Raw genomic sequence first — 25,201 nt, 5'->3', positions numbered from 1 at the left:
GATTCGGCTGTGATGGGTCCGATGGCCTCCGTGCAGTCCTGGAAGGCTTGCCGGCAAGGCTGCCGGCAATCGGATCGGTAAAAATTATAGTGCTTTTTCACGAAGACGCAACAATAGTTGCGTCTATCTCTATTTCTGTTTCCGCACCCTTTTTATCGGGGTTTTCGCGTATTTCATCGTGTAACAAGCCTTAAGTGTTTGAAAAAACACTCGAACCCCTCAGGGCGATATCGATAATGGACTCCAATGGGCGGCGGCGCGAGCCGTGCCGGCCCGCCCCGCAGCTTGCCGTCCGAAGCCCCGCGCACCCCGCCCAGGGCACGGCCACGTACCGCCCACCGCGTACGCCGGCGAGTTCCGCAACCTTGCACGGGATCCGCATCGGCGCCACCGCGCCCCGGGTCGAAACAGGAGAACATCCATGCGAATTGCCCAGATCGCGCCGCTTTACGAAGCCGTTCCGCCGAAACTCTACGGCGGCACCGAGCGTGTCGTGTCCTACCTCACCGAGGCGCTCGTCGATCTCGGCCATGACGTGACCCTGTTCGCCAGCGGCGACTCCGTCACGTCGGCCCGACTCGAGGCGGCCTGGCCGCGCGCACTGCGGCTCGACCCGTCGATCCGCGATTCGATGGCGCCCCATATGCGGCTCCTCGAAAAGGTCGCCCGGGTCGCGCACGAATTCGACGTGCTGCACTTCCACCTCGACTACCTGCCGTTCCCGCTGATGTCGCGCCTCGACACGCCGTACGTGACGACGCTGCACGGCCGCCTCGACCTGCCGGAACTGCAGCCGGTGTTCGATGCGTTCCCGGATTCGCCGGTCGTGTCGATCTCGAACAACCAGCGCAAGCCGTTGCCGCAGGCCGCGTGGGCCGGCACCGTGTATCACGGGCTGCCCGACACGCTGCTCACGCCGCAACCGGGCGTGAAGCCCGAATACCTCGCGTTCCTCGGCCGGATCTGCCCGGAAAAGCGCGTCGACACCGCGATCCGGATCGCCGCGCAAAGCGGGCTGCCGCTGAAGATCGCCGCGAAGGTCGACAAGGCCGACGCCGACTACTTCAAGGAAGTGATCGAGCCGCTGCTCGACCAGGCGCACGTCGAATTCATCGGCGAGATCAACGAGGCGCAGAAGCCCGCGTTCCTGTCCGGCGCGAAGGCGCTGCTGTTCCCGATCGACTGGCCGGAGCCGTTCGGCCTGGTGATGATCGAGGCGATGGCCTGCGGCACGCCGGTCGTCGCGTTCAACCGCGGCTCGGTGCCCGAAGTGATCGAGGACGGCGTGACCGGCTTCATCGTCGAGGACGTGCAGGGCGCGGTCGGCGCGCTGCACCGGATCGACAGCCTGTCGCGCACCGCCATCCGCGAACGTTTCGATACGCGCTTCAGCTCGAAGGCCATGGCGCAGCGATATGTCGAAACTTACGAATCGCTTTGCACGGGAGCCCGTCAACCGGCATTGCGCCGGGTCGCCGGCGCCTGACACGGAATGCCGCAAGGAAATATGCCGTAATCCAATCCGCGCCGAAATTGGCGCGGATAACAAAAGAGCCGCATCTCGATGCGGCTCTTTTGTTTGGGCTTTCGGTCATTCGATGAGGAAACGATCGCGGTTTTTACCGACGATCCAATTCGGCGGCTTGCCGCGCCCGCTCCAGGTCGCGCCCGACTTCGGATCGCGGTATTTCGGGGGCAGCGGCGCCTTCTTCGGCGGACGCCCGCGCTTCGCTCGCTCCGCGAAGCCCAGATCCTGGGCAGTCAGCCCATATTCGGCAATCTTTTGCTGGACTTCCGCAATCACCGCCGCCACTTCCTGGCGGCGCACATCGTCCGCCTGGGCTTGCAGATCGGCGATCTGCGCCTTGAGCTTCGCGTATTGAGACATTTTTTGACTCCCCTTTTCGATGATGCGGCCCCGGCGAATCCGGCCGGGACACCAACATCCGTTACGCCATCCGCACTGCCGCCCTGCCCTTTGAAATGAATGCTGTCATCTTTAACCGATTCGGCTATATCGAGAATGCGGACTTATTCTAATAAAAGGCATTCGTCAGCTATTCAAATTTAACAATCGTTGACCCTCCCCGACCCGATTCATTTCCTATAATCCAGACCAATTCCGGGTGACGGTTTAAATCCGTCGCGTCGTCCGGTTGTCTTCAATCCACTTGAACGAGGTCCTTACATGAATCTTTCTCAGCGTCTCGCTGCAGAGGTATTCGGCACGTTCTGGCTGGTGCTCGGCGGGTGCGGAAGCGCCGTGCTGGCCGCCGCCTTTCCGGGCCTCGGCATCGGCTTTGCCGGCGTCGCACTTGCCTTCGGCCTGACCGTGCTGACGATGGCATTCGCAATTGGCCACATTTCGGGCTGCCACCTGAATCCGGCGGTGAGCGTCGGGCTGACGGTCGCCGGCCGCTTCCCCGCACGCGATCTCGTGCCGTACATCGTCGCGCAGGTGGTCGGCGCGACGCTCGGCGCATTCGTGCTGTACCTGATCGCGACCGGCAAACCGGGCTTCGACGTCGTCGGCAGCGGCTTCGCGACGAACGGCTTCGGCGAGCGCTCGCCCGGCCACTACGCACTCAGTTCGGCGTTCATTTGCGAAGTCGTGATGACGGGCTTCTTCCTGTTCGTGATCCTGGGCGCCACCGACAAGCGCGGCGTGCCGGCCGGCTTTGCGCCGATCGCGATCGGCCTGTGCCTGACGCTGATCCACCTGATCTCGATTCCGGTCACCAACACGTCGGTGAACCCGGCCCGCTCGACCGGCCCCGCGCTGTTCGTGGGCGGCGATGCGATCGGTCAGCTCTGGCTGTTCTGGGTGGCACCGATCATCGGCGCGGTACTCGCCGGGATCATCTATCCGCTGGTCGCGGGGCGTGACGACGCGGTCGACCTGCTGCCGGCATCGGCTCGCACAAGCGAATAAAACACTACGGGGTCAAGCGAGCAGAGCAGCGAGCCTCACGCTGTCGAAGAAGATCGAGGCAAGTCATTTCGACGGGCGCCACTGGCGCCCGTTTTTCATTTCCGCGCCGGCAGCGCGCTCAGGAGGCGGCGACGTTGTCTTCGAGCGAGAACAGCGTGCGCAGGTGGCGGGCGACGCCCGCATCGAAGTTGTTGCCGATCCGCGGGATGTGCGGGAGCCGCGCGACCAGGTCGGGATTCGCGTTGTTCATCATGAACGCGTGGCCGGCGGTTTCGAGCAGGTCGATATCGTTCATGTTGTCGCCGAACGCGATGCAGTGGCCGGTGTCGACGCCGAGCCGTGCGAGCACCGAGCGCAACGCGCGGCCCTTCGACACGTTCGCGGTCATCACCTCGAGGCAGTCGGGCAGCGAGTACGTGACGTACAGCGCATCGCCGAAGCGCACGCGCATCTGCTCGGCGACGACCGCCAGATCGGCCGGATCGCCGATGTACAGCACCTTCGCGATATCCGCGCCGTCATGCGCGGGCATGTCGATCACGTCGTAGCGGAAGCCCGAATCCTGGTGGAATTCGAGCAGGTGCGGCGCATCGCGGTCGATCAGCCAGCCCTGGTCGGTGAACAGGTTGACGATTACGCGGCCATGCGCGCCGACGACATCGGGCTGCACGAGGCCGCGGACGATCGCCGGATCGATGTCCTGCGCGTGGATCGTCGTGTCGTCCGGCGCATGCACGCGCGCGCCGTTCGACGTGATCAGGTACGGCCGGATGCCGAGCACGTCGCGAATGCCGGCGACGTCCGCGTAATGGCGCCCGGTGGCGATCACGAACTGCAGGCCGTCGCGGTCGAGCCGGCGGACGGTGTCGATCGTGTATGGATCGAGCTGGTGGTCGCTGTTCAGCAGGGTACCGTCGAGATCGGTGGCGATGACTTTGTACATGGGACGGAAGAATGGCGCTCAGGGCTCTGCGGAACGGCCATTCTAACGTCGAGCCCGGTTGCCCGCCGGACGGTTCCCGGCCGATTGCCGCCCGCGGCGCGGTTGCAGTGTGCTTTCCGCCCGCCTCGACACGCCGTCAGCGCCCTTCCGCCGCCTGCAACGCCTGCAGCGCGAGCCGCAGCGCGCCGTGCGCGGAATCGTCGAGCGGGGCGCGCAGCCGGACGGCATGGCGCGCCGGCACGGCCGGTGCGAGGGCGTCCGCCAATCCGCCGCACAGCGCGACCGGCAGCGCGTGCTGCGGATCGAGCGCGTCGATCATCTTGCCGATCTCGTCGCCCGCCTGCGCGATCAGCGCGGCCGCGACCGGATGCGCACGATGCGCGAACACGATCGGCGCAAGCCGCGCGTAGACCGTCTGGTTCGCATCGCACGACCACTGGACGAGCGCGTCGCGATCCTGCGCGCCCGTTTCCGCGAGCAGCGCGGTGGCGAACGCATCGCGCGGCACGCGGCCGTCGAGCGCCTGCTGCGCATACGCGAGCGCGCGCACGCCGAGCCATGCGCCGCTCGCCTCGTCGCCGGACGGGAAGCCGAAGCCGCCCGCGATCCGGCACGCGCCGGCCGCATCGAGCGCCGCGGCGATGCTGCCGGTGCCGAGCGCGACGATCAGCCCCGGCGCGCCGCCGTGCGCGCCGACGACGGTCGTATACGCGTCGCTCTCGACCGCGAGCGCGCCGAGCGGTGCCTGCGCGCGGAACGCGGCCAGCCACGCCGCATTGTTGACGCCCGCGAGCCCGCAGCCGAGCGCGCACTGCGACCAGTCGAATGCATGACCGGCCTGGGTGAATGCATCCGCGCAGGCCGCGCCGATCGACGCCCACGCGCGCTCGATGCCGAGCCCGAGCCCCGACGGGCCGCCGCGCCCCTGCGCGAGCTCGCGCCCGTGCCGGTCGGCCAGCACCGCGCGCGTGCCCGTGCCGCCGCCGTCGATGCCGATCGCAAAAAGTAATGCCGCCATGCCTTCATCCCGCTGATTCGAACAGGCGCCAAGCTTAACCGGATCGGCGCCGCGCGCCCATCTGCCGTTCGGCCGGCTGTTCCGTGAAAAGGGCTTCCGCTATGCTGACGCGATCGAATCGATACGAAAAGCGAGGCAGACGATGTCGCAGCGGTGCAACTGGGTGAAGACGGAAGCGGATGCTCACTATCACGATACCGAGTGGGGCGTGCCGTCGCACGACGATCGCCACCTGTTCGAAATGCTGATTCTGGAAGGCGCGCAGGCCGGGTTGTCGTGGTCGACGATCCTGAACAAGCGCGCGGGCTATCGCGAAGCCTTTGCGGATTTCGACGTCGATGCCGTCGCACGCTTCACGCCGAAACGCATCGAGAAGCTGCTGGAGAATCCCGGGATCGTGCGCAACCGCGCGAAGGTCGAATCGGCGGTCACCAATGCGCGCGCCGTGCAGCGCATCCGCGAAGAGCACGGGTCGCTCGCCGCGTTCCTGTGGTCGTTCGTCGGCGACACGCCGGTCCAGAACGCGTGGCAGTCGTACCGCGACGCGCCCGCGTCGACCGAACAGTCCGACGCACTCAGCAAGGCGCTGAAGGCGTACGGCTGCAAGTTCGTCGGTTCGACGATCTGCTATGCGCTGATGCAGGCCACCGGTATGGTCAACGATCACGAGGTCGGCTGCCCGTGCCACGCGCAATGCGCGGCGCTCGGCGGCAAGTCGCACGCACGCCGGCGCAAGGCGGGCTGACGGCACGAGGCGGGCCGACGGCGCGGGCAGCTGCCGGTCGCCCGCCGGTCCCCGCGGCCCAGCGCCGGTTGCGCCGCCCGCTCACCGCTCACCGCTCACGAAGCGCTGCGCTGCGCGGCGCGCCACCCCTCACCTTGCGGCGCGCGATGACGCCGGCGCAACCGAGCGCATGCTGCGCGCGGCCCGCACGCGGGCGCTGCGCTTCTTCACCCAGATGCAGATGCCCGTCACGCTCAGCATCGCGATGACGATACCGAGCGTGCTCACCGCCGCACGCCCCGCGACGCCGGCGATCCGCCCCGAGTGCAGCGGAAACTGCGCCTGCATGAACAGGTCGCCGGCCGAGCCACGGCCCGGCACCTGGGCGGCGACGGGCTTGCCGGTCACGGCGTCCCAGTAAAGCCACGCATTGCCGAGCCCGACGTCGCCGTGATCGTTGCCGGGCGTGAAGAACCCGACCGCATAGGCATTCATCGCCGGCGCGAACAGCAGCGCGCCGGGCGGTGCGGCGAAACCCGCGTCGCGCCCGGCCGCGCGCGCGATCTCGACGATCCGCTCGCGCGGCAGCACCGTGCTGCCCGGCGCGGCGGGCGGGAAGTGTTCGGGATTCGTGTACGGCGTCTCGGCCAGCGGCGACACCAGCGATACCAGCGGCCGCACGACGGGCACGGCGAGATTCATCGAGATCGACGTGACCGCGACGACCAGCAGCAGCCCCCACACCCACACGCCGCCCGAGCGGTGCAGGTCGAACACCAGCGGATAGCCGCCGCGGCGCACGCGGAACGCGAACGACTTGCGCCAGCTCTTCGGATTCGGAAACGCGAGCACGAGCGCGATCAGGCAGTCGATCGCCCACACGATGCCGACGACGCCCATCACCCAGAACCCGAAGTTGATCCCGCCGTACACGGGCAGGAACAGCGAATAGTGCAGCCGGTAGATGAACGGCATCAGGTCGAGCCGCGCGACCGACAGCGCGCCCCATTCGCGGCGGCCCTGCACCGCGCCCGTCGCGGGATCGACGGCGATCTGGCTGAAGCCGAGCGCGTACGGCTGGCCCGTTGCCGGGTCGGTGCGCGGCATCACGCCCGCCTGCAGTGTGTGGCCCGGCTCGATCGCGAGCGGCAGATAGGTCACCTGCACGCGCGGGTCAGCGGCCTCGATGCGCGTCGCGATCGCGAGCGGATCAAGCGGCGCCGCATCGCTGCGGGCGGTGTAGAAGTCCGGGTTCAGTGCCGCGTCGAGCTCGTGATCCCACGCGATCAGCGCGCCGGTAAGGCCCGCGACGAACAGGAACAGCGCGATCGCGAGGCCGAACCAGCGATGCAGGCGGACGAGAAACGGTCGCAGGAACGCGTTCATCGCGCGCCCTGGGAAGGGAAAGCGGGCCAGCACGAGCGGCCCCGGTTCAACGGGATGCAGGTCATTTGCGGTCAGGCGCCGCGCACGAGCCGGCCGGCCGCCGCTGGCGAGGCCGGATGCCCTTGCACGCGGCATGGAATTGTTGCGCGTTCGACGGGTTTTGATACGATGCGCAACATTTTATCGCAATGCGAATGATTCTTACTTGCATTTTTACTTACCCGTCATGACCGTCAGCCTCGCCCATCCTCCTGCCCGCCCACGTCGTGTGGCCGCCGCCCTTGCCTGCCTTGCCGCGTCGCTCGCGCACGCGGACGATTCGCCCGGCGGCGCCACGGCGTTGCCGGCCATCAACGTCACCGCTGCGCATGACTCGCCGCAGCACCTGACCGACACGCTCTCCACCGGTGCGCTCGGCACGCGCCGCCAGCTCGACACGCCGTTCTCGACGACGATCGTCACGTCGGAGGAGCTCGAGGCACGCCAGCCGTACAAGCTCGGCGACGTGTTCGCGAACGACGCCTCGGTGTCCGACAACAGCGGCGCGTACAGCGCATGGGCCAGCTACATGACCGTGCGCGGCATGCAGCTCGACTGGCAGAACGGCTACAAGATCGACGGGCTGCCGTTCGTCACGTACGGGATCACGATGCCGTACGAACAGCTCGACCGCGTCGAGCTGCTGAAGGGGCTCGGCGGGTTCCTGTACGGCTTCGTGACGCCCGGCGGCGTCGTCAACTACGTGACGAAGCAGCCGGGCGTCGAGCCCGTGCGCAGCGTCGACGTCGGCTACCGGAGCACCAACGTGTGGACCGAGCACGTCGATCTCGGCCAGCGCTTCGGGCCGAACGGCATGTTCGGCGCGCGGCTGAACGCGACGCACGAGGAAGGCAAGACGTACAACGACGGCAACATCCGCCGTGACAGCGTTTCGCTCGCGCTGCAGGCGAACCTGACGCGCGACCTGTCGGTGACGTTCGGCGCGCTGTACCAGGACCGCCGCACGACGGGCCAGACGCCGTCGATCTTCACCGGCAGCTACCCGGGCGGCGCGCTGCCCGCGACGATCAGCGGCGGCACGACGAACCTCGGCGGCAAGGACCAGTACCTGAACACGAACCTGCAGCTCTACACGGCCGGGCTGCAATACCAGCTCGCGCCCGACTGGCAGCTCGACGTCGCGTACAGCTACAGCAAGGCGACGCGCCGCCGCAACGAAAGCACGCTGTACCTGCAGGACGCGGCCGGCAACTACACCGACAGCCGCTACGTCGGGATGGAGGATCACCGCTTCAGCCAGTGGCGCGCGATGGTCGAGGGCAAGGTGCGCACGGGCCCGTTCAGCCACCAGATCGTGCTCGGCGCGTCGTGGCAGAAGCAGGCGAACGACTATTCGGCGAACAGCGTGTTCGTGCCGCTCGGCGCCGGCAACCTGTATGCGCCGAACCCATACCGCTACGACAGCCCGCACGGCTTCATCCAGTACCGCACGAGCGAGATCGTGCAGAAATCGCTGTTCGCGAGCGACACCGTGCAGCTCACCGAGCGGTGGTCGGTGCTCGCCGGCGTGCGCTACATGAACTACGAGCAGCGCTCGTTCCAGGCGAGCGGCGCCGAGGATCCCGGCTACCGCCAGAACGGCGTGGTCACGCCGACGTTCGCGGTGATGTTCAAGCTCGCGCCGACCACGACCGCTTACGCGAGCTACGCCGAATCGCTCGAGCCCGGCAGCCGCGTGAACGACGTCTACGCGAACGCCGGCCAGGTGCTCAAGCCGCTGCGCAGCAAGCAATACGAGCTGGGGATCAAGAGCGAGCACGCGCGCTGGAGCGCGACGGCCGCGCTGTTCCGCATCCAGCGCAGCGCCGAATATGCGAACGCCGCGAACGTCTACGTGCAGGACGGCGAATCGATCATCCAGGGGATCGAGTTCGGTGCGCGCGCGAAATTCGGCGCACGCTGGAACGCAGGCGTCGACGCGATGCTGCTCGACGCGTGGTACGCGAACGGGATCGGCAACAACGGCAACCGTGTCGCGGGCGCGCCACGTTTCGTGCTCGCGGGCGACCTCGGCTACGCGGTGCCGGGCGTGCCGGGGCTGACGCTCGGCGTCGACGCGAAATTCACCGGCGCGACGCCGCTGCGCGCGGCCGGCGGCCTCGACGCGCCGGGCTTTCTGGTCGTCAACGCGGGCGCGCGCTACCTGACGCGGGTCGGCCGCCACGACGTGACGCTGCGCGCGTCGATCGACAACGTGCTGAACCGCCGATACTGGGAATACCAGTACGCGGACTACGTGAAGCCGGGCGATCCGCGCACGGTGAGCCTGAGCGCGAAGATCGACTTCTGAACGGCGGGCCGGCGGCCGCAAACCGCCGGCCGCCGGCCGCCAGCCATTGGCCGGAACGGCCGCCCCGCCACAGCATCGGGATTTTCCCGGCCCCCAAAAGCAAAACGGCGGAGCGGCTTCTTTCGAAGCACGCTCCGCCGTTTCGCGGCGAACCGTAAGACGCTCTTAGTGGAGCTTCTTCGGCAGCATCTGGCTGCGCAGGCGCTTGTGCAGGCGCTTGACGGCTGCTGCCTTCTTGCGCTTGCGGACTGCGGTCGGCTTTTCGTAGGACTGGCGTTCGCGCAGTTCAGCGATCAGGCCATTTTTTTCGATAGCACGGCGAAAGCGGCGAATCGCCACTTCGAACGGCTCGTTTTCTTTCAGAAGAATCGTCGTCATGTCGTTCCTAAATTGCTTAAACGGTCAAAAACGTAGCGGCCAAGCGCCACGCACCGGCCATCCGAGCGTCCCCACAAACAGGCGAAACGAGCGGAAATACGGCCTCGGAGGCCGGAAAAGAGAGGCGGAAAGCACCGCGAGTACGCTTCACAACCGCGTGCAGCGCCGCGTTTGACTGCCAGCAGACATGCCGAAAACGGCAGAGGCGTGACAGAAATCTCAATTCAGCCCGCCATCATAGCAGAGAATCACAGACAAAACTACCCTTTTGCATCTCCCGGTTCGTCGCTCCGCGTGGCGCGGCCGCTCGCCCCGTCGAACGGGGCCGGGTGCCGCGCCTGTCCGCGGCCCGGCCGGCCAAGCCGGGCGGGCCTTTCGGCCGACAACCCTCCTTCCGTCCCGAATTTACCCAAACATCCCTCTAAAGTTTTCGCCGGGTGCCGCCGTCAACCAGGAAAGGCGGGCAGCGCCAGTCGCGAAAAAGCGCAACGCCGAAATCAGAACCTGTCTGTATCCCAGGCATTTTCCAAAACGAGGAAGCAAATGCTGAACATCAACACCAACATCCTTTCGCTGACGACGCAGACGAATCTGTCGGGCTCGCAAAGCGCACTGTCGCAAGCAATCAACCGCCTGTCGTCGGGCAAGCGCATCAACACCGCTGCTGACGATGCAGCAGGCCTGGCGATCTCGACGTCGCAAACGGCGGCAATCAATGCGCTGACGCAAGGTGTTGCAAACGCGAACAACGGCATCTCGATGATCCAGACCGCCAACGGCGCGCTGCAATCGACGGTCGACAACCTGCAGCGTATCCGTACGCTGGCGCAACAAGCCGGCGACGGCTCGCTGGATTCGAGCGCTCGCGCGAACCTGCAAGCTGAAGTGACGACGCGTCTCGGCGAAATCGACCGTGTCGCATCGCAAACGACGTTCAACAGCCAGACCATCCTGGGCGGCACCGGCAGCGTCACGTTCCAGATCGGCGCAGCAGCGAACCAGGTCGTTACCGTCGACTTCGGCACGGCGAACTGGAACAGCACGGGCATGAGCGTGAACACCCTGAGCGTCGCCACCCAGTCGGGCGCGCAATCGGCGATCACGGCGATCGACGCGGCACTGAAGCAAGTCAACACGTTCCAGGCAACGCTGGGCGCAGCACAGAACACGTTCCAGGCTGCGATCTCGACGACGCAAACCCAGGCAACCAACATGACCGCCGCTCGCTCGCAGATCACCGACGCGGACTTCGCGACGGAAACGGCGAACCTGAGCAAGGCGCAAGTGCTGCAACAAGCTGGTATCTCGGTTCTGGCGCAAGCGAACTCGCTGCCGCAGCAAGTCCTGAAGCTCCTCGGCTAATCGAGCAGCACCCGCGGCGGGCCACGCGCCCGCCCGCCTCCGGGCCCGGCGGCGTCGCCATGCGATGCATCGCGACGCCGCCGACACCGCCCGGATCAGAATTCTCCAGGGAGGCACGCCTCCCTCTTTGCATTGAACCGCGGCGCCCCGCCGCATCGCGCACGTTGGTTGCGCGGACGACCGGAGCAACGGCATGGCCACCACGACCCCCGTCAGCAGCACGGACATCAGCAGCATCCTGGCGAATGCAGGTCAATCGATCATCAGCGGCGCGACCAATTCGTCGCTCGACGTCAATACGCTCGTCACGACGCTGGTGAACGCGAAGACGGCCGGGCAATTGCAGACCCTGCAGACCCGGCAGACGAACGACAATACGCAGTTGTCCGCGATCGGCCAGCTGAAGGGTGCGCTGTCCGCGCTGCAGACCGCGCTCACCGGCCTCTCGGACGGCACCGCGCTCGGCAGCCTGGCCGCGACGGCGAGCGGCACGGGCATCGCGACGACGATCAAGAGCGGCAGCGGCGCGGTGGCCGGTTCGTATTCGGTCAATGTCACGCAGCTCGCGACCGCCAACAAGCTGTCGTCGGCCGGCGTGACGTCGGCGGACACGATCTCGGCCGGCTCGCTGAGCATCACGTTCGGCAGCAACCCCGCGTTCAACGTCAACGTGGCGGCCGGCGCGTCGCTGTCCGACATCGCGTCGTCGATCAACTCCGCGTCCGGCAATGCCGGCGTCACCGCATCGGTCATCACCGGTTCGGACGGCCAGCATCTCGTGATGCAGTCGAACGCCACCGGCGCGGCCAACACGATCTCGATCACGGGCACGGGCGTCAACTCGAAACTGACGTCGGGGTACACGACGGTCACGCCGGCGGCCGACGCGAAGCTGACGATCGACGGCACGCCGGTGTCGAGCGCGTCGAACAACGTGTCGGGCGCGCTGACGGGCGTCACGCTGGCGCTGTCGCAGGCCGCTGTCGGCACGACGCAAACCGTCACGCTGTCGCAGGACACGGCCGCGGCGACGACCGCGATCACCAATTTCGCGACCGCGTATACCAACTTCGTGAATACCGCGAAATCGCTGACGAGCTACGACCCGACGGCGAAGACCGCCGGCCCGCTGCTCGGCGACGCGATGATGAACACGATCAGGAGCACGCTCGCGACGACGCTCAGCAGCGGCGTCACGACGGGCGGCACGACCTATGCGCTCGGCAGCATCGGCATCAACGTGGACTCGACCGGCGCGATGTCGGTCGACACCGCCGCGCTGACCACCGCGCTCAAGTCGAACAGTTCCGCGGTGACGGCGATCTTCAACCAGACGAACGGCATCGCCCAGGCGCTCAATGCGAACATCAACTCGTACACGCAGACGTCCGGCCTGATCGACCAGCGCACCACCGCGATCAATGCCGACCTGACGAGCGTGCAGAATCAGGCCACGCAACTGCAGACCTACTCGAACCAGCTGACCACGCAATACACCGCGCAGTTCACCGCGCTGAACACGCTGATGGCGCAGATGGCGAACAACACCCGCTACCTGACCCAGCTGTTCGGCGGCCAGAACAGCGCCGGCGCGATGGCCACCAACAAGTAAGCCTTCGCCACACCGCCCCTTCGGAGCCGAACCATGACGAACGACACCCTGTCCCGCGCCTTCGACCTGACCCGTGCCATGCAGTCGGCGGCCGACGCACGCGACTGGGTGCGCGTCGCGGCCCTCGTCGACGAACGCTCGCCGCTGCTGATGAACCTGTCCGGCGAGCAGACCCCGGACGTGCTGGACCAGGTGCGGCAGATCATGGCGATCGACGCGTCGATCACGGAGCATGCGCAGACGGACCGTGACCGCCTGGCTGCGGAATTTGCGCAGTCCCAGGAGCGGATCAAGGCCGCGAGCCAGTACCAGAAGGCCGGCATGCTGTGACCGGCCGGGCGTCTCGCCCATCGCGCAGGTCGAATTAAAAGACGCCGCCAGTCGAGCGGACCGTTGTCGCCGTACCGTCGAGCCGCTTCAATGCGGCTTTTTTTTCGCCGGCGGGCAGGAGCACGAGCCGGATCGCGCCGGCTACGCCCGCATCGCCCGCATCGCCCGCATCGCCCGCATCGCACGCATCGCCCGCGTCGCCCGCTCGACGGCCGAGCCGATCATCTCGGGCGGCCGGGCCGACGATGCGCGAGCGCGGCTGCCAGCCGTGGCGCGATCCCGCTCGTCACGCGTCCGGGGTCGCCGTCTCACCGGACGCGTAGCAGGCCCACATGCCGTGCAGCGCGTCCTCCAGGTTGCGCGCGAAGCGCGACGCGTCGCACAGCGGCGACGCGAGCAATTGCGCGCGCAGCGTTGCCCGCAACGTCGCCAGCCGGTCGCGATCGCGTGCGAACGCGACGGCCTTCGTCAGGTACGCCTCCTCGTCCGTCGCGATCCACTCGCCCATGCCCGCCGCGTGCAGCACGCTTTCGCAAATGTGCGTGACGAACCGGCCGCCCTTCATCCCGAGCACCGGCACGCCCATCCACAGCGCTTCGGCCGTGGTCGTGCCGCCCGGGTACGGGAACGGGCTCAGCGCGATGTCGATGCGGTTATACGCGGCGAAGTACTCCGCACGCGGTGAACCGCCTTCGAGAATCAGCCGATCCGCGCCGATGCCCTGCCGCGCGAAGCGGTCGAGCGTCGCCTGGTTCACGTCGTCGGCGCCGAGCTCATGAGCCTTCAGCAGCAGGCGCGCGTCCGGCAGCGCGTGCAGGATGCGCGACCACAGCGCGACGACCTCGTCGCTGATCTTGACCAGCTTGCCGAAGCAGCCGAACGTGACGCCGCCATGAGCCGCCATCGGCAGCGGGCCGACCGCGACATCGTACGGCGGCGGCGTGAAGCACAGGTAGCTGTCCGGCAGCCGCCACGGCCGTTCGGTGAAGTGATGCGCCTCGTCGTCGGGTAGCGTATGCGCATCGCCGATGAAATAGTCGATCGCGCGGCAACCGGTCGTCGCGAAGAAACCGAGCCAGCTCGCCTGCACCGGCGCGGGCTTGTGTCCGAAGATCGGCAGGCCGCTCCAGTCGGTATGGCCTGCCATGTCGATCAGGATGTCGATGCCGTCGTCGCGAATCCGTTTCGCGGCCTCCTCGCGGCCCAGGCTGACCACCTTCTTCCAGCTCACGAAGTTCGGCTTGAGCCGCGCGGTCACGTCGTCCTCGCCGATGAACGTCACATACGCATGTGGCTCGATGCGCGACCGGTCGATCCGCGCGAGCACGCTTTCAAGGAAGATGCCGACCGGATGCTGCCGCAGGTCGCCAGACACGAAGCCGACGCGCAGCGGCCGCCCTTGCGCCTGCGCGACGCGCTGCGCGCGGTCGTGCTCGAACGGAAGCGCATCGCGCTCGAGATGTTCGCCGTAGCGGCGCGCTTCAGCGACCCACTCCTGCGGCTCGAACGCGGGCGAACTCGACATGTTGAACAGCATCCGCGAGTACGCGCGATGCAGGTCGAACCGGATTGCCGTGCGGAATGCGTCCAGCGCGCCGGCGAGATCGCCTTTCGCCCACAGGATGTCGCCGAGCGTCATCTGGAGCTTCAGCGGATCGATGCCGAGTTCCCGCGCGATCTCCGTGTGCTTCATCGCCTCGTCGAGCTTCTCGAGCCGCAACAGCGCGGCGGCGAGGTTCTGATGGGCGTCGGCATCGTCGGGGTTCAGGTCGATCGCGTGCCGGTAGCTCAGTTCCGCCGCCGCCAGCCGGTTGAGGTTGTGATACGCGTAGCCGAGGAAATTGTACGCATCGGCCAGTTCGGGATCGAGCTCGATCGCGTGCCGGCACGCCTGCACAGCCTGCCCGTATTCGCCCTGCTGGTTGCGCAGGTCGCCGAGCCAGGCCCACGCCCGCGCATGCGCGGGATCGATCGCGATCGCCCGCTCGAGCAGTTCGACCGCCTTGCCGAACTCGCTCATGCGCTGCAGCAGCCTGGCCAGTACGCAGTGCGCGTCCGCGTCGCCCGGATCGAGCCCCTCGCGCGCATGGTCGACCGCACCCCGCAGGTCACCTGCCGCGCGCAGCGTCGCGCTCAGCCCCTGGTGCGCGACGCGGAAGCCCGGTTGCAGCGCGATGGCGCGACGATAGGCCTCCGCGGCATCGTCGAATTTCTCCTGCGCATGCAGCGCGTTGCCGAGATTGCAGTACGCATCCGCGTATTGCGGCTGGTGTGCGACCGCCTTGGCGTAGCTCGCCGCCGCCGCCTCGTGCTCGCCCAGGTCCTGCAGCGCGTTGCCGAGATTGTTGTACGCCTGCGCGTAACCGGGACGCAGCTCGATCGCGCGCGCGCAGCTCTGCATCGCAGCCGTCGGCTCGCGCGCGTCGCGCAACGCGTTGCCGAGGTTGTTGTGCGCCTCCGGATAGTCCGGCCGCAACCCCACCGCGCGCCGGTAGTGCGCGATCGCGTCGTCGAGCCGGCCGCTTTCGCGCAGCATGTTGCCCAGGTTGTTGAAGTACGACGCGTCCGGCCGCGCGACGAGCGATTGCTCCATCAGCGCGATGCCCGCGTCATACTGCTTCAGCTGGCACGCCAGCAGCCCGAGGAAATGCAGCGCATCCGGCTGGCCCGGCTGCGCGGTGAGGATCGCGTCGTACAGCGTCTTCGCTTCCGCGAGACGCCCCGCCTGGTGATGCGCCAGCGCGGACTGCAGCGTGTCGTGAATATCGTTCATGCTTTGTGTTCCGAGTTCGTATAGCGTTGCCACATGCCGATGAACGCCGCTTCGAGATGCGCCGCGAACCGGCGCGCGTCGCACAGCGGCGACGCGAGCAGCTGCGCGCGCAGCCCGGGGCGCAGCGTCGCGAGCCGCTCGCGGTCGCGCACCGCCGCGATCGCCTTCGCGACGTAGGCGTCCTCGCCGTCAGCGACCCATTCGCCCATGCCCGCCGCGTGCAGCACGCTTTCGCAGATGTGCGTGACAAAGCGCCCGCCCTTCATGCCGAGCACCGGCACACCCATCCACAGCGCTTCCGCGGTGGTCGTGCCGCCCGGGTACGGGAACGGGCTCAGCGCGACGTCGATGCGGTGATAGGCGCCGAAGTATTCCGCGCGCGGCGAACCGCCCTCGAGGATCAGCCGGCTCGCGTCGATGCCATGCCGCGCGAAGCGTGCGGCGGTCGCGTCGCGCACGCCCTCGCGGTCGAGTTCGTGCGCCTTGAGCAGCAGCCGCGCGTCCGGCAGCGCGTGCAGGATGCGCGACCACGCGCGCACGACGTCGTCGCCGACCTTCACGAGCTGGCCGAAGCAACCGAACGTCGGATGGCCGCGCGCCGCCATCGGCAGCGGGCCGACCTCGACGTCGCAGGCCGGCGGCGTGAAGCACAGGAAGCTGTCCGGCAGCCGCCATGGCTTCTCGACGAAGTGATGCGCTTCGGCGTCCGGCAGCGTGTAGCGGTCGCCGATGAAGTAGTCGATCGCGTCGCAGCCGGTCGACGCGAAAAAGCCGAGCCAGCTCGCCTGCACCGGCGCGGGTTTCCAGCCGAACACGGCCAGCCCGCTCGACTGCGTATGGCCCGCGAGGTCGACGAGGACGTCGATTTCGTCGTCGTGAATCATCCGCGCGGCCGCCTCCGGACCCAGCGCGGCGATCGAGCGCCAGCCGCTCGCATGCGGCTTCAGTTTCGCGGTGATCGCGTCCTCCTCGTCCGTGGTCACGTACACGCGCAGGTCGATGCGCGTGCGCTCGAGGTGCGCGAGCACGCTTTCCAGGAAGATGCCGACCGGATGCAGGCGCAGGTCGCCGGACACGAAGCCGACGCGCAGCGGCCGCCCCTGCGCGCGCGCGGCCCGCTCGCGCGGATCGTGCGCATGGCGCGTCGAACGCGCGGCCAGGTGCCGGCCGTAGCGCCGCGCGTCGGCCAGGTAGTCGGCGGGGGTCACGCAAGCGGATGCCGCCGCGCTGAACAGCAGCCGGTTCAGCACGGTCGCCGCGACGTCGTCGGCGTCGTCGCGCACCAGCGCAAGCGCATCGCGATACGCGTGGACCGCGGCATCGACGTTGCCCTGCGCGCGCAGGATGTCGCCGAGATTGACGTGCATCAACACGGCCGGCGAGCCGGCCTGCAACGCCTGCCGGCAATACACGAGCGCCTCGTCGAGCCGCTGCAGCTTCAGCAGCACGACGGACAGGTTGTGGCACGCGCCGGCGTCCGCCGGATTCAGCGTGACGGCCGTGCGATGGCTGGCCTGCGCCGCGTCGAGCCGGTCCAGTCCGTGATACGCGTTGCCCGCGTGGTTGTGCGCTTCGGCGAGGGTCGGCGCGAGCCGGATCGCGTCCTGCGCATGCGCGAGCGCTTCCGCGCAGCGCAGCTGCTTGTGACGCACGGCGCTCAGGTTCGCATGGGCCATCGCCATCGACGGGTCCAGCTCGATCGCGCGGCCGTAGTGCGTGGCGGCGCCGTCGAGATCGCCCAGATCCTGCAGCGCGTTGCCGAGGTTGTTGTACGCCTGCGCATAGCCGGGCCGCAGCTCGATCGCGCGCGCGCAGCTCTGCATCGCAGCCGCCGGCTCGTGCGCGTCGCGCAACGCGTTGCCGAGGTTGTTGTGCGCCTCCGGATAGTCCGGCCGCAGCGCCACCGCGCGACGATAGTGCGCGATCGCGTCGTCTAGCCGGCCGTTTTCGCGCAGCATGTTGCCCAGGTTGTTGAAGTACGACGCGTCCGGCCGCGCGACGAGCGATTGCTCCATCAGTGCGAGCCCCGCGTCGTACTGCTTCAGCTGGCACGCCAGCAACCCGAGGAAATGCAGCGCATCCGGCTGGCCCGGCTGCGCGGTGAGGATCGCGTCGTACAGCGTCTTCGCTTCCGCGAGACGCCCCGCCTGGTGATGCGCGAGCGCCGTCTGCAATGCCTGTCCTGTTCCGTCCATCTCGTCTGCTCTGCTCAATAGCGATGCGGTTCGCGTCCGAAGTCGATCAGCCTGCGGCCGTGCCCGATCATCACGGCCGACGCCGCCATCCCGTCGCGTGCCATCCCGACGACGGTGTCGCGCACGCGCCACCGGCCGGAATGACGATCACGTCGGCCGGCGCGGTGTTCAGCGCGAGGGGCGCCATGTTCCGCTTGCCGCCGGCGTGGAAATGCCCACGCACGTCACGTCGTGAACGGCCTCACACGGTTGCGCCCGCCGCGGCTTCGACGTGCTGCGCCCACATGCCGTGCAGTGCGTCCTCGAAGTGGCGCGCGAAGCGGGGCGCGTCGCACAGTGGTGACGCGAGCACCTGCGCGCGCAGCGTCGTGCGCAGCGCCGCCAGCTCGGCAGGCTGGCCGACCTGCGCGACGGCCTTCGCGACATACGCGTCGTCGTCGTCCGCGATCCACTCGGGCAGCCGCGCCGAATGCAGCAGGCTCTCGGCGATGTGCGACAGGAAGCGCTCGCCGCGCCGGCACAGAACGGGCACGCCCATCCACAGCGCTTCGGCGGTCGTCGTGCCGCCCGGATACGGGAACGGGCTCAGCATCAGGTCGACGCGCCGGTACGTGGCCAGGTATTCGGCGCGCGGCGAGCGGCCTTCGAGGATCAGGCGCCGCGCGTCGATGCCGTGCGCCGCGAAGCGCGCGGCAAGCGCCTGCTGCTCGCGCGGATCGTCGAGATGCTCCGCTTTCACGAACAGCTTCGCGCCCGCGACCGATTGCAGCACGCGCGACCAGACCGCGACGACGTGCTCGGTGATCTTCGCGAGCTTGCCGAAATAGCCGAAGGTCGGATGGCCGTTCGCGAGCATCGGCAGCGCGCCGACGTCGACAGGCTCGGCCGGCGGCGTGAAGCACAGATAGCTGTCCGGCAGATGCCACGGCCGCTCGGTGAAATGCGCGGCCTCGGCGGGCGGCAGCACGTGACGGTCGCCGATCACGTAGTCGATCGCGCGCACGCCGGTGCTCGCGAAATAACCGGGCCAGCTCGCCTGCAGCGGCGCCGGCTTCCACGCGAACAGCGGCAGGCGGTTGTAGACCGTGTGACCCGCCGCGTCGAGCAGCACGTCGATGCGGTCCGCGCGAACACGCGCGGCCGCCGCTGCGTCGCTCAGGCCGGCAATGGAGGTCCACGTCGCGAAGGCCGGCTTGAGTCGGGCGGTCACGTCGTCCTCGACGTCGCGCGTCGGGTACGCATGCATCTCGATCCGGTTCGGGTCGAGATGCTTCAGCATGCTCTCGATGAAATAGCCGACCGGATGCGCCTTCAGGTCGCCCGACACGATGCCGACCTTGAGCGGCCGCCCGGCGCGGGCGGTCAGGTCGACGAGCCAGTCCGTCCACGGCGTCGCGCCCCGCGTGACGACTTCGTCGTAGCGCGCGGCCTCGGCGAGATAGGCGTCGTGGTCGAACGCTTCGCTGCAGTGACTCGCGAACAGCAGGTTGCTGCGCGGCTCCGGCAGTTCGGGGCGCAGCGCGACCGCGTGCCGGTAAGCCTCGAGTGCGGCCGGAATCTCGTTCAGGTCGAACAGCGCATTCGCAAGGTTGTTGTAGGCCTGGCCGTTGTCCGGCTTCAGCGCGATGGCCTGGCAGAACGCATCGACGGCCGCGCGGGCGTCGCCGGCGAGCCGCAGCGCGTTGCCGAGGTTGTTGTACGCATCGACGTAGTCGGGTCGCAGCTCGATGGCGAGACGAAAGCACTCGGCGGCGGCGGCGTGACGGTTGTCAGCCTGCATCACGTTGCCGAGGTTGTAGTAGTACATCGCGTCCGGCCTGATCTCGATCGCCGCCATGATCAGGTCGGATGCCTCCCGATAGCGCCCGTGCTGATGACCGATCAGGCCGAGGAGGTGAAGCGCGTCCGCGTGCCGGGGATCGGTGTCGAGGATCTGCCGGTACAGCGTCTCGGCCTCTTCCAGCCGGTCGGCCTGATGGTGCGCCAGCGCCTGTTCGATCGTGGCGGCGGCGGGGGAGGTGGGCATCATGAGCTAAGTCGTCCTGGTAGCCAATACGGGATTCGAATCGCGGCCGGCACCCCTGCGCCGGCGCACGCCTTCGCCCGCGGACGCACGCACCGACGGTCTCCGACGTGTCCGAATTCTCCTCGCGCACGCCGCGTTCCAATCTGGCGAGCAGGTGCTGGAATTGGTCGCTATTCCCGCGACTGCAAGCCGCACCCGCGGGCGCGCCGAATGCGCGCCGGACACCCGCGTATCCATCGAAATGCGGGGTGAAACCACCCGCTAATCCGACATTCGATCCTGGCGGCGCTCGCTAGACTTGATCGTAGAAAGATGTCCGACCTGCGACGTTCGGACGGTTGCGCATTCCGATGCCACCGCGCCGACACGTGCTCGTCCGGCCACACCCTTTGTGCCTGGAGCCCTGTGTATGCACGAATCAGCGATCATCACCAACGCAGATGGCGATCAGCTCGCGGCGCGCCGCGAACTGTTCGACCTGATGCAGACCTACCCCGCGACGCGCGAGGAACTGGAACGGTCGCTCGGCCTGTTCGTGCGCGGCTCGCTCCTCGCACGCATTCTCGCGACCTTCGAGATTTATCAAAAAATCGTGCCGCTGCCGGGCGCGATCCTCGATCTCGGCACGTGGCGCGGGCAGACCGCCGTGCTGTGCGAGAACTTCCGCGCGATTCTCGAGCCGCTGAACTTCCAGCGCCGCATCCACGCATTCGATACGTTCACGGGCTACACGGGCTTCGCCGAGCACGACACGCGCGATCGCAAGCTGTTCTCCGACGGCACGTACTCGCTGTCCGGCGAGTACGCCGACCTGCTGCGCAAGCTGCTGAACCTGCACGAGCGCAGCAACGCGATGGGGCACGTGCATGACAAGCACCACGTGTGGGAAGGCGACTGCCGCGACACGCTGGCGGCGTTCGGCGAAGCGCATCCCGGCGAGATGGTCGCGCTCGCGTGGTTCGACCTGAACGTGATCGAGCCGACCCGGCACGCGTTCGACGCGGTGATGGAGCGGCTGGTGCCCGGCGGCATCGTCGCGTTCTGGCAGCTCACCCGCGGCGGCCAGCTGCCGGCGGAAGGCATCCATTACCTGCGCGACCTGCTCGGCAACCGTCCGCACCAGATCCACAAGGCGGCGGCCTATCCGTCGCTGTGCTACCTGTCATTCCCCGAGGGTGGAGGCACACGCAAATGAAAATCGCGATCCTCGGCAACGGCATTCTCGGCCTGATGACGGCCCGTGCATGGCAGCGGGCGGACCCGGGCGTCGAGCTCGTGGTCGTCGGCCACGCGCATCGGCCCGGCTCGGCCACGCGCGCCGCGGCGGCGATGCTCAATTCGTTCACCGAGCTGGAAGGCGATTCGCTCGGCACGCCGATCGACCGCTTCAAGTTCGAGCTGAGCCGCGGCGCGACGGCGGCCTGGCCCGCCGTATTCGCTGAAATCTGCACGCCGGCGCGCGCGATCGCGCACGGCTTCGGCACCTTCGTGCTGAACAACGCGGCGACCGACGCGCTCGACGACGAGAACTTCGCGGCCATGCAGCGGTTCTGCCGTGAATTCGAGGAGCCGTGCGAGGCGGTCGATCCGTCAGGGATCCCGAACTATCATCCGGACCCGCGCTATCGCGCGCTGAAGGCGGTCTTCCTGAAACGCGAAGGCTGGGTCAATCCGAAACAGTTTCTCGACGCGCTGACCGAGTCGGTCGCGCAAGCCGGCAACGTGCGCTTCATCGACGCCGAGGTCGAGCGGCTCGACACCGCGGCCGGACGCGTCACCGGGGCGCGCCTGTCCGATGGCAGCGTGCTCGGCGCGGACCGCTTCATCCTCTGCAACGGCGCCAACGTGACGCGCGTGCTGCAGGCGAGCCTGCCCGATCTGCCGGTGCAGCGGATGTTCTACGGCATCGGCATGTCGATCGAACTGCAGAGCACGGAGAACGTGCACACGCACTGCGTGCGCACGACCAACCGCGGCCTCGCGTGCGGCGTGTATTCGGCACCGCACGGGCCTGACCGGACCCTCGTCGGCGCCAGCAACTACATCAGCCCGGTGCCGCACGAGCACGGCCACGCCGGCAGCGCGTACACGCTGCTGAAGTCGGCGATGGACCAGATCAACACCCGCTTCTCGCGCGCGAGCCTGGTCAACGTCAACGTCGGCTGGCGGCCGACGACGTCCGACCTGTATCCGCTGTTCGGCGAAACCAGCGTGCGCGACCTGTGGATTCTCGGCGGCACCAAGCGCGACGGCTTCCACCTGTCGCCGGTGCTGAGCCGTGATCTCGTCGCGGCGATGCGCGGCGAGCCGATCGATCCACGCTACGCGGAACTCGCGCCCGAACGCAAGCTGATCCGCAACATGACGCGCGAGGCCGCGATCGCGAAGACGGTACGCCATCAGATCAATGCCGCGTACCAGCACGACTTCGTGCCGGCGCGCAACCGCATGGTCGAACAGCTCCAGAACGCGATCCGCGCGGACCTGGAGGCGCTGCACGACAAGCTGGGCGCAACGGACTGGGGCATTCCGCCCGAGCTCGTCGACATGTACCGGTACGGCCACATTCCGGCATGAGCGGTGCGACCATGAACCGCGACGCGAAGCGGGTGGCGATCGTCCAGTCCAACTACATTCCGTGGAAGGGCTACTTCGACCTGATCGCCGCCAGCGACGAGTTCATCCTCTACGACGACGCGCAGTACACGCGCCGCGACTGGCGCAACCGCAACCAGATCAAGACGCCGCAGGGCGTGCAATGGCTGAGCGTGCCGGTGAAGGTGAAGGGCAAGTATCACCAGTCGATCCGCGAAACCGAGATCGACGGCGCCGACTGGGCGCCGCTGCACTGGAAGGCCCTGCAGCAGAACTACGCACGCGCGCCGCACTTCGCGCGCTATGCGGACGAGCTCGAAGCGCTGTACACCGGCCGAACCTACGGGATGCTGAGCGAGCTGAATGCCGCGATGCTGACGTGGGTCCTCCGGCAACTGGAGATCGGCACGCGCGTGTCGTCGACGTCGGACTATGCGCTGCACGGCGATCGCACCGAGAAGCTGCTGAACCTGTGCGTGCAGGCGGGCGCGACCGAGTACCTGTCCGGCCCGGCCGCGCGCAGCTACCTCGACGAGAACCTGTTCGCCGATGCAGGCATCGCGGTGCGCTGGTTCGACTATCCGGCCTATCCCGAGTATCCGCAGCAGTGGGGCGACTTCGTCCACGGCGTGACGGTGCTCGACGTGCTGTTCAATTGCGGTCCCGAAGCGCGCCGGTACGCGCTGACCTCGAAAGACTGAGGTGATGCCCATGAGCGAATCCCGGCATGCGAGCCTGCTGGAAGAAGTGGCCGCGTACTACAGCGCGCGGCTGGCGGAGCACGGCGCGACCGCGCGCGGCGTCGACTGGAACGGCGAAACCGGCCAGTTCCTGCGCTTCGAACAACTGACGAAAATCCTGCCCGCGTCCGGCGGCCACTCGGTGAACGACATCGGCTGCGGCTACGGCGCGCTGGTCGATTTCCTGAAGGCGCGCGCGCTGCCCGACGGCTTCGCGTATGCGGGCTACGACATCTCGTCCGACATGGTCGACGCCGCGCGGCAGCGCTACCGCGACGACGCGAACGTCGCGTTTCATGTCGGCGCGGTGCCGCAGGCCGCGTCGGACTACGGGATCGCATCCGGCATCTTCAACGTCAGGCGCGGTCACGACGACGACGCGTGGCTCGACTACATCCACGCGACGCTCGACACGCTGCACGCGACGAGCCGACTGGGCTTCGCGTTCAACTGCCTGACGTCGTATTCCGATCCGCCGTTCATGCGCCCGGACCTCCTGTACTACGCGGACCCGTGCGCGCTGTTCGATCGCTGCAAGCGCCGCTATTCGCGCCACGTCGCGCTGCTGCACGACTACGGCCTGTACGAATTCACGATTCTCGTCCGCAAGGACATTTGAGCGGCGCCGCGCGCGAGCCGCGCGGCCGGACGTCCCACCCCTTGACGCGGAGCCTGACCATGTTCGGCCCACCCAACCTCGACTGCATTCCGTTCGGCCGCCCGTTCGTGGTCGGCAAGGAGCTCTACTACATCGCGAAAGCGGTCGAGCAGGGCGGCCTCGCCGGCGACCAGGCGTTCACGAAGCTCTGCCACCGCTGGCTGGAAGCGCGCATCGGCTGCCAGCGCGCGCTGCTCACGCACTCGTGCACGGCCGCGCTCGAGATGGCCGCGATCCTCGCCGACGTGCAGCCCGGCGACGAAGTGATCATGCCGTCCTACACGTTCGTGTCGACCGCCAACGCGTTCGTGCTGCGCGGCGCGACGCCGGTGTTCGTCGACATCCGCCGCGACACGCTGAACCTTGACGAGACGCAGATCGCCGCCGCGATCACCCGGCGCACGCGCGCGATCGTGCCGGTGCACTACGCGGGCGTCGCCTGCGACATGGACGTGATCGGGCAGCTCGCGGCGGACCACGACCTGTGGGTGATCGAGGACGCCGCCCAGGCGCTGCAGTCGACGTGGAACGGCAAGCCGCTCGGCAGCCTCGGCCACCTCGCGTGCCTCAGCTTCCACGAGACCAAGAACGTGATCTCGGGCGAAGGCGGCGCGCTGCTGGTCAACGACCCGCGCCTCGTCGAGCGCGCGGAGATCATCCGCGAGAAGGGCACCAACCGCAGCCAGTTCTTCCGCGGGCAGGTGGACAAGTACACCTGGGTCGACGTCGGCTCGTCGTTCCTGCCGGGCGAGCTGATCGCGGCGTTCCTGTACGCGCAGTTCGAGCACGCGGACGTGATCACCGCGCAGCGGCGCGCGACCGTGCAGCGCTACCAGGACGCGCTGCAGCCGCTGCACGCGGACGGGCTGATCGAGCTGCCCGCGATTTCGCTCGCCGAGCGCGGCAACGGCCACATGTTCTATTTCCTCGCACGCGACCTCGCCGAACGCACCGCGCTGCTGCAGCAGATCCGCGCGGTGGGCGTGAACGCGGTGTTCCACTACGTGCCGCTGCACAGTTCGCCGGCCGGCCAGCGCTACGGGCGCTGCGGATCCGGCATGGCGGTGACGGACCTCGTCGCCGACCGGCTCGTCCGGCTACCGCTGTACCACGACATGACCGAAGCCGAACAGGATCGCATCCTCGACGTGGTCTTCGATTTCTACCGCACCCGATAAC

Annotated in this window: 20 protein-coding genes; 12 read left to right on the top strand and 8 right to left on the bottom strand. The window is 67.8% G+C overall.

Going from position 1 to position 25,201, the window contains the following annotated elements; translation table 11 throughout:
- Positions 1-421: 421 nt before the first annotated feature.
- Positions 422-1,486 (top strand): glycosyltransferase family 4 protein, encoded by a 1,065-nt coding sequence (locus tag CFB39_RS00965; RefSeq protein WP_089471938.1) that lies wholly within the window; start codon positions 422-424, stop codon positions 1,484-1,486.
- A 105-nt stretch (positions 1,487-1,591) separates the two neighbouring features.
- Here CFB39_RS00965 and CFB39_RS00960 read toward each other — a convergent pair whose 3' ends face one another.
- Positions 1,592-1,888, bottom strand: coding sequence for an H-NS histone family protein (locus CFB39_RS00960; RefSeq protein WP_021162849.1), 297 nt, complete (start codon positions 1,886-1,888; stop codon positions 1,592-1,594).
- A 300-nt stretch (positions 1,889-2,188) separates the two neighbouring features.
- On the opposite strand from CFB39_RS00960, the gene aqpZ reads away from it, so the two are divergent.
- Positions 2,189-2,932, top strand: a complete 744-nt coding sequence (aqpZ, locus tag CFB39_RS00955) for an aquaporin Z (protein WP_089424232.1) — start codon at positions 2,189-2,191, stop codon at positions 2,930-2,932.
- A 118-nt stretch (positions 2,933-3,050) separates the two neighbouring features.
- Here the strand turns inward: aqpZ and CFB39_RS00950 are convergent, their stop codons facing one another.
- Both CFB39_RS00950 and CFB39_RS00945 read right to left on the bottom strand, forming a co-directional pair.
- Positions 3,051-3,875 (bottom strand): Cof-type HAD-IIB family hydrolase, encoded by an 825-nt coding sequence (locus CFB39_RS00950; RefSeq protein ID WP_089460305.1) that lies wholly within the window; start codon positions 3,873-3,875, stop codon positions 3,051-3,053.
- A gap of 136 nt (positions 3,876-4,011) precedes the next feature.
- Entirely contained in the window at positions 4,012-4,893 is an 882-nt protein-coding gene (locus CFB39_RS00945; RefSeq protein WP_089471937.1) for a BadF/BadG/BcrA/BcrD ATPase family protein, read from the bottom strand.
- Between the two features lie 142 nt (positions 4,894-5,035).
- Between CFB39_RS00945 and CFB39_RS00940 the strand changes: the two genes are divergently transcribed.
- Positions 5,036-5,638 (top strand): DNA-3-methyladenine glycosylase I, encoded by a 603-nt coding sequence (locus CFB39_RS00940; RefSeq protein ID WP_089471936.1) that lies wholly within the window; start codon positions 5,036-5,038, stop codon positions 5,636-5,638.
- Positions 5,639-5,767: 129 nt separating this feature from the next.
- On the opposite strand, the gene CFB39_RS00935 is transcribed toward CFB39_RS00940, so the two are convergent.
- A complete protein-coding gene (locus CFB39_RS00935; protein ID WP_089471935.1) occupies positions 5,768-7,003 on the bottom strand; it encodes a PepSY domain-containing protein in 1,236 nt (411 codons plus the stop codon).
- 226 nt (positions 7,004-7,229) lie between these two features.
- Here CFB39_RS00935 and CFB39_RS00925 point away from each other — a divergent pair, with 226 nt between their 5' ends.
- Positions 7,230-9,353: a TonB-dependent siderophore receptor gene (locus tag CFB39_RS00925; protein WP_089471933.1), complete on the top strand. Its 2,124-nt coding sequence runs from the start codon at positions 7,230-7,232 to the stop codon at positions 9,351-9,353.
- A 165-nt stretch (positions 9,354-9,518) separates the two neighbouring features.
- Here the strand turns inward: CFB39_RS00925 and rpsU are convergent, their stop codons facing one another.
- The gene (rpsU, locus tag CFB39_RS00920) at positions 9,519-9,731 is read right to left on the bottom strand and encodes a 30S ribosomal protein S21 (protein ID WP_006401410.1); all 213 of its coding nucleotides are present in this window, start codon (positions 9,729-9,731) and stop codon (positions 9,519-9,521) included.
- Between the two features lie 543 nt (positions 9,732-10,274).
- Here rpsU and CFB39_RS00915 point away from each other — a divergent pair.
- The 3 genes from CFB39_RS00915 to CFB39_RS00905 all read left to right on the top strand — a co-directional run bounded on the left by CFB39_RS00915 (position 10,275) and on the right by CFB39_RS00905 (position 13,035).
- Positions 10,275-11,093, top strand: a complete 819-nt coding sequence (locus tag CFB39_RS00915) for a flagellin domain-containing protein (RefSeq protein WP_011350581.1) — start codon at positions 10,275-10,277, stop codon at positions 11,091-11,093.
- A gap of 193 nt (positions 11,094-11,286) precedes the next feature.
- Positions 11,287-12,705: a flagellar filament capping protein FliD gene (fliD, locus tag CFB39_RS00910; RefSeq protein ID WP_089471932.1), complete on the top strand. Its 1,419-nt coding sequence runs from the start codon at positions 11,287-11,289 to the stop codon at positions 12,703-12,705.
- 33 nt (positions 12,706-12,738) lie between these two features.
- Positions 12,739-13,035: a flagellar protein FliT gene (locus CFB39_RS00905; RefSeq protein ID WP_069246849.1), complete on the top strand. Its 297-nt coding sequence runs from the start codon at positions 12,739-12,741 to the stop codon at positions 13,033-13,035.
- Between the two features lie 286 nt (positions 13,036-13,321).
- Here CFB39_RS00905 and CFB39_RS00900 read toward each other — a convergent pair whose 3' ends face one another.
- The 3 genes from CFB39_RS00900 to CFB39_RS00890 form a co-directional block, all read right to left on the bottom strand.
- Positions 13,322-15,808, bottom strand: coding sequence for a tetratricopeptide repeat protein (locus tag CFB39_RS00900; protein ID WP_089471931.1), 2,487 nt, complete (start codon positions 15,806-15,808; stop codon positions 13,322-13,324).
- The gene (locus CFB39_RS00895) at positions 15,805-18,003 is read right to left on the bottom strand and encodes a glycosyltransferase family 41 protein (RefSeq protein WP_089471930.1); all 2,199 of its coding nucleotides are present in this window, start codon (positions 18,001-18,003) and stop codon (positions 15,805-15,807) included. The genes CFB39_RS00900 and CFB39_RS00895 overlap by 4 nt, the downstream gene beginning before the upstream one ends.
- A gap of 241 nt (positions 18,004-18,244) precedes the next feature.
- A complete protein-coding gene (locus CFB39_RS00890; RefSeq protein ID WP_089471929.1) occupies positions 18,245-20,032 on the bottom strand; it encodes a tetratricopeptide repeat protein in 1,788 nt (595 codons plus the stop codon).
- 406 nt (positions 20,033-20,438) lie between these two features.
- Between CFB39_RS00890 and CFB39_RS00885 the strand changes: the two genes are divergently transcribed.
- From CFB39_RS00885 to rffA, 5 genes are read left to right on the top strand one after another with little or no spacing between them, the layout of a single operon-like run.
- A complete protein-coding gene (locus CFB39_RS00885) occupies positions 20,439-21,224 on the top strand; it encodes a TylF/MycF/NovP-related O-methyltransferase (RefSeq protein ID WP_089455378.1) in 786 nt (261 codons plus the stop codon).
- Positions 21,221-22,606, top strand: coding sequence for an FAD-binding oxidoreductase (locus tag CFB39_RS00880; protein WP_089471928.1), 1,386 nt, complete (start codon positions 21,221-21,223; stop codon positions 22,604-22,606). Before CFB39_RS00885 ends, CFB39_RS00880 begins: the two co-directional genes overlap by 4 nt.
- Positions 22,603-23,325 carry a WbqC family protein gene (locus tag CFB39_RS00875; RefSeq protein ID WP_089471927.1) on the top strand — a complete coding sequence of 241 codons (723 nt, stop codon included), beginning with the start codon at positions 22,603-22,605 and terminating at the stop codon, positions 23,323-23,325. Before CFB39_RS00880 ends, CFB39_RS00875 begins: the two co-directional genes overlap by 4 nt.
- A gap of 10 nt (positions 23,326-23,335) precedes the next feature.
- A complete protein-coding gene (locus CFB39_RS00870) occupies positions 23,336-23,983 on the top strand; it encodes a class I SAM-dependent methyltransferase (protein ID WP_089471997.1) in 648 nt (215 codons plus the stop codon).
- A gap of 59 nt (positions 23,984-24,042) precedes the next feature.
- A complete protein-coding gene (rffA, locus tag CFB39_RS00865) occupies positions 24,043-25,200 on the top strand; it encodes a dTDP-4-amino-4,6-dideoxygalactose transaminase (RefSeq protein ID WP_089460292.1) in 1,158 nt (385 codons plus the stop codon).
- Position 25,201: the final 1 nt, after the last annotated feature.

Origin of the sequence: Burkholderia sp. AU6039, from assembly GCF_002223365.1 — a bacterium.
Taxonomy (GTDB): domain Bacteria; phylum Pseudomonadota; class Gammaproteobacteria; order Burkholderiales; family Burkholderiaceae; genus Burkholderia.
This window is presented reverse-complemented; position numbering and strand designations above follow the sequence as displayed.

Coding starts and splice junctions, on each gene's coding strand:
- CFB39_RS00965 (WP_089471938.1), top strand. CDS start 422: ATGCGAATTGCCCAGATCGCGCCGCTTTACGAAGCCGTTCCGCCGAAA.
- CFB39_RS00960 (WP_021162849.1), bottom strand. CDS start 1,888: ATGTCTCAATACGCGAAGCTCAAGGCGCAGATCGCCGATCTGCAAGCC.
- aqpZ (WP_089424232.1), top strand. CDS start 2,189: ATGAATCTTTCTCAGCGTCTCGCTGCAGAGGTATTCGGCACGTTCTGG.
- CFB39_RS00950 (WP_089460305.1), bottom strand. CDS start 3,875: ATGTACAAAGTCATCGCCACCGATCTCGACGGTACCCTGCTGAACAGC.
- CFB39_RS00945 (WP_089471937.1), bottom strand. CDS start 4,893: ATGGCGGCATTACTTTTTGCGATCGGCATCGACGGCGGCGGCACGGGC.
- CFB39_RS00940 (WP_089471936.1), top strand. CDS start 5,036: ATGTCGCAGCGGTGCAACTGGGTGAAGACGGAAGCGGATGCTCACTAT.
- CFB39_RS00935 (WP_089471935.1), bottom strand. CDS start 7,003: ATGAACGCGTTCCTGCGACCGTTTCTCGTCCGCCTGCATCGCTGGTTC.
- CFB39_RS00925 (WP_089471933.1), top strand. CDS start 7,230: ATGACCGTCAGCCTCGCCCATCCTCCTGCCCGCCCACGTCGTGTGGCC.
- rpsU (WP_006401410.1), bottom strand. CDS start 9,731: ATGACGACGATTCTTCTGAAAGAAAACGAGCCGTTCGAAGTGGCGATT.
- CFB39_RS00915 (WP_011350581.1), top strand. CDS start 10,275: ATGCTGAACATCAACACCAACATCCTTTCGCTGACGACGCAGACGAAT.
- fliD (WP_089471932.1), top strand. CDS start 11,287: ATGGCCACCACGACCCCCGTCAGCAGCACGGACATCAGCAGCATCCTG.
- CFB39_RS00905 (WP_069246849.1), top strand. CDS start 12,739: ATGACGAACGACACCCTGTCCCGCGCCTTCGACCTGACCCGTGCCATG.
- CFB39_RS00900 (WP_089471931.1), bottom strand. CDS start 15,808: ATGAACGATATTCACGACACGCTGCAGTCCGCGCTGGCGCATCACCAG.
- CFB39_RS00895 (WP_089471930.1), bottom strand. CDS start 18,003: ATGGACGGAACAGGACAGGCATTGCAGACGGCGCTCGCGCATCACCAG.
- CFB39_RS00890 (WP_089471929.1), bottom strand. CDS start 20,032: ATGATGCCCACCTCCCCCGCCGCCGCCACGATCGAACAGGCGCTGGCG.
- CFB39_RS00885 (WP_089455378.1), top strand. CDS start 20,439: ATGCACGAATCAGCGATCATCACCAACGCAGATGGCGATCAGCTCGCG.
- CFB39_RS00880 (WP_089471928.1), top strand. CDS start 21,221: ATGAAAATCGCGATCCTCGGCAACGGCATTCTCGGCCTGATGACGGCC.
- CFB39_RS00875 (WP_089471927.1), top strand. CDS start 22,603: ATGAGCGGTGCGACCATGAACCGCGACGCGAAGCGGGTGGCGATCGTC.
- CFB39_RS00870 (WP_089471997.1), top strand. CDS start 23,336: ATGAGCGAATCCCGGCATGCGAGCCTGCTGGAAGAAGTGGCCGCGTAC.
- rffA (WP_089460292.1), top strand. CDS start 24,043: ATGTTCGGCCCACCCAACCTCGACTGCATTCCGTTCGGCCGCCCGTTC.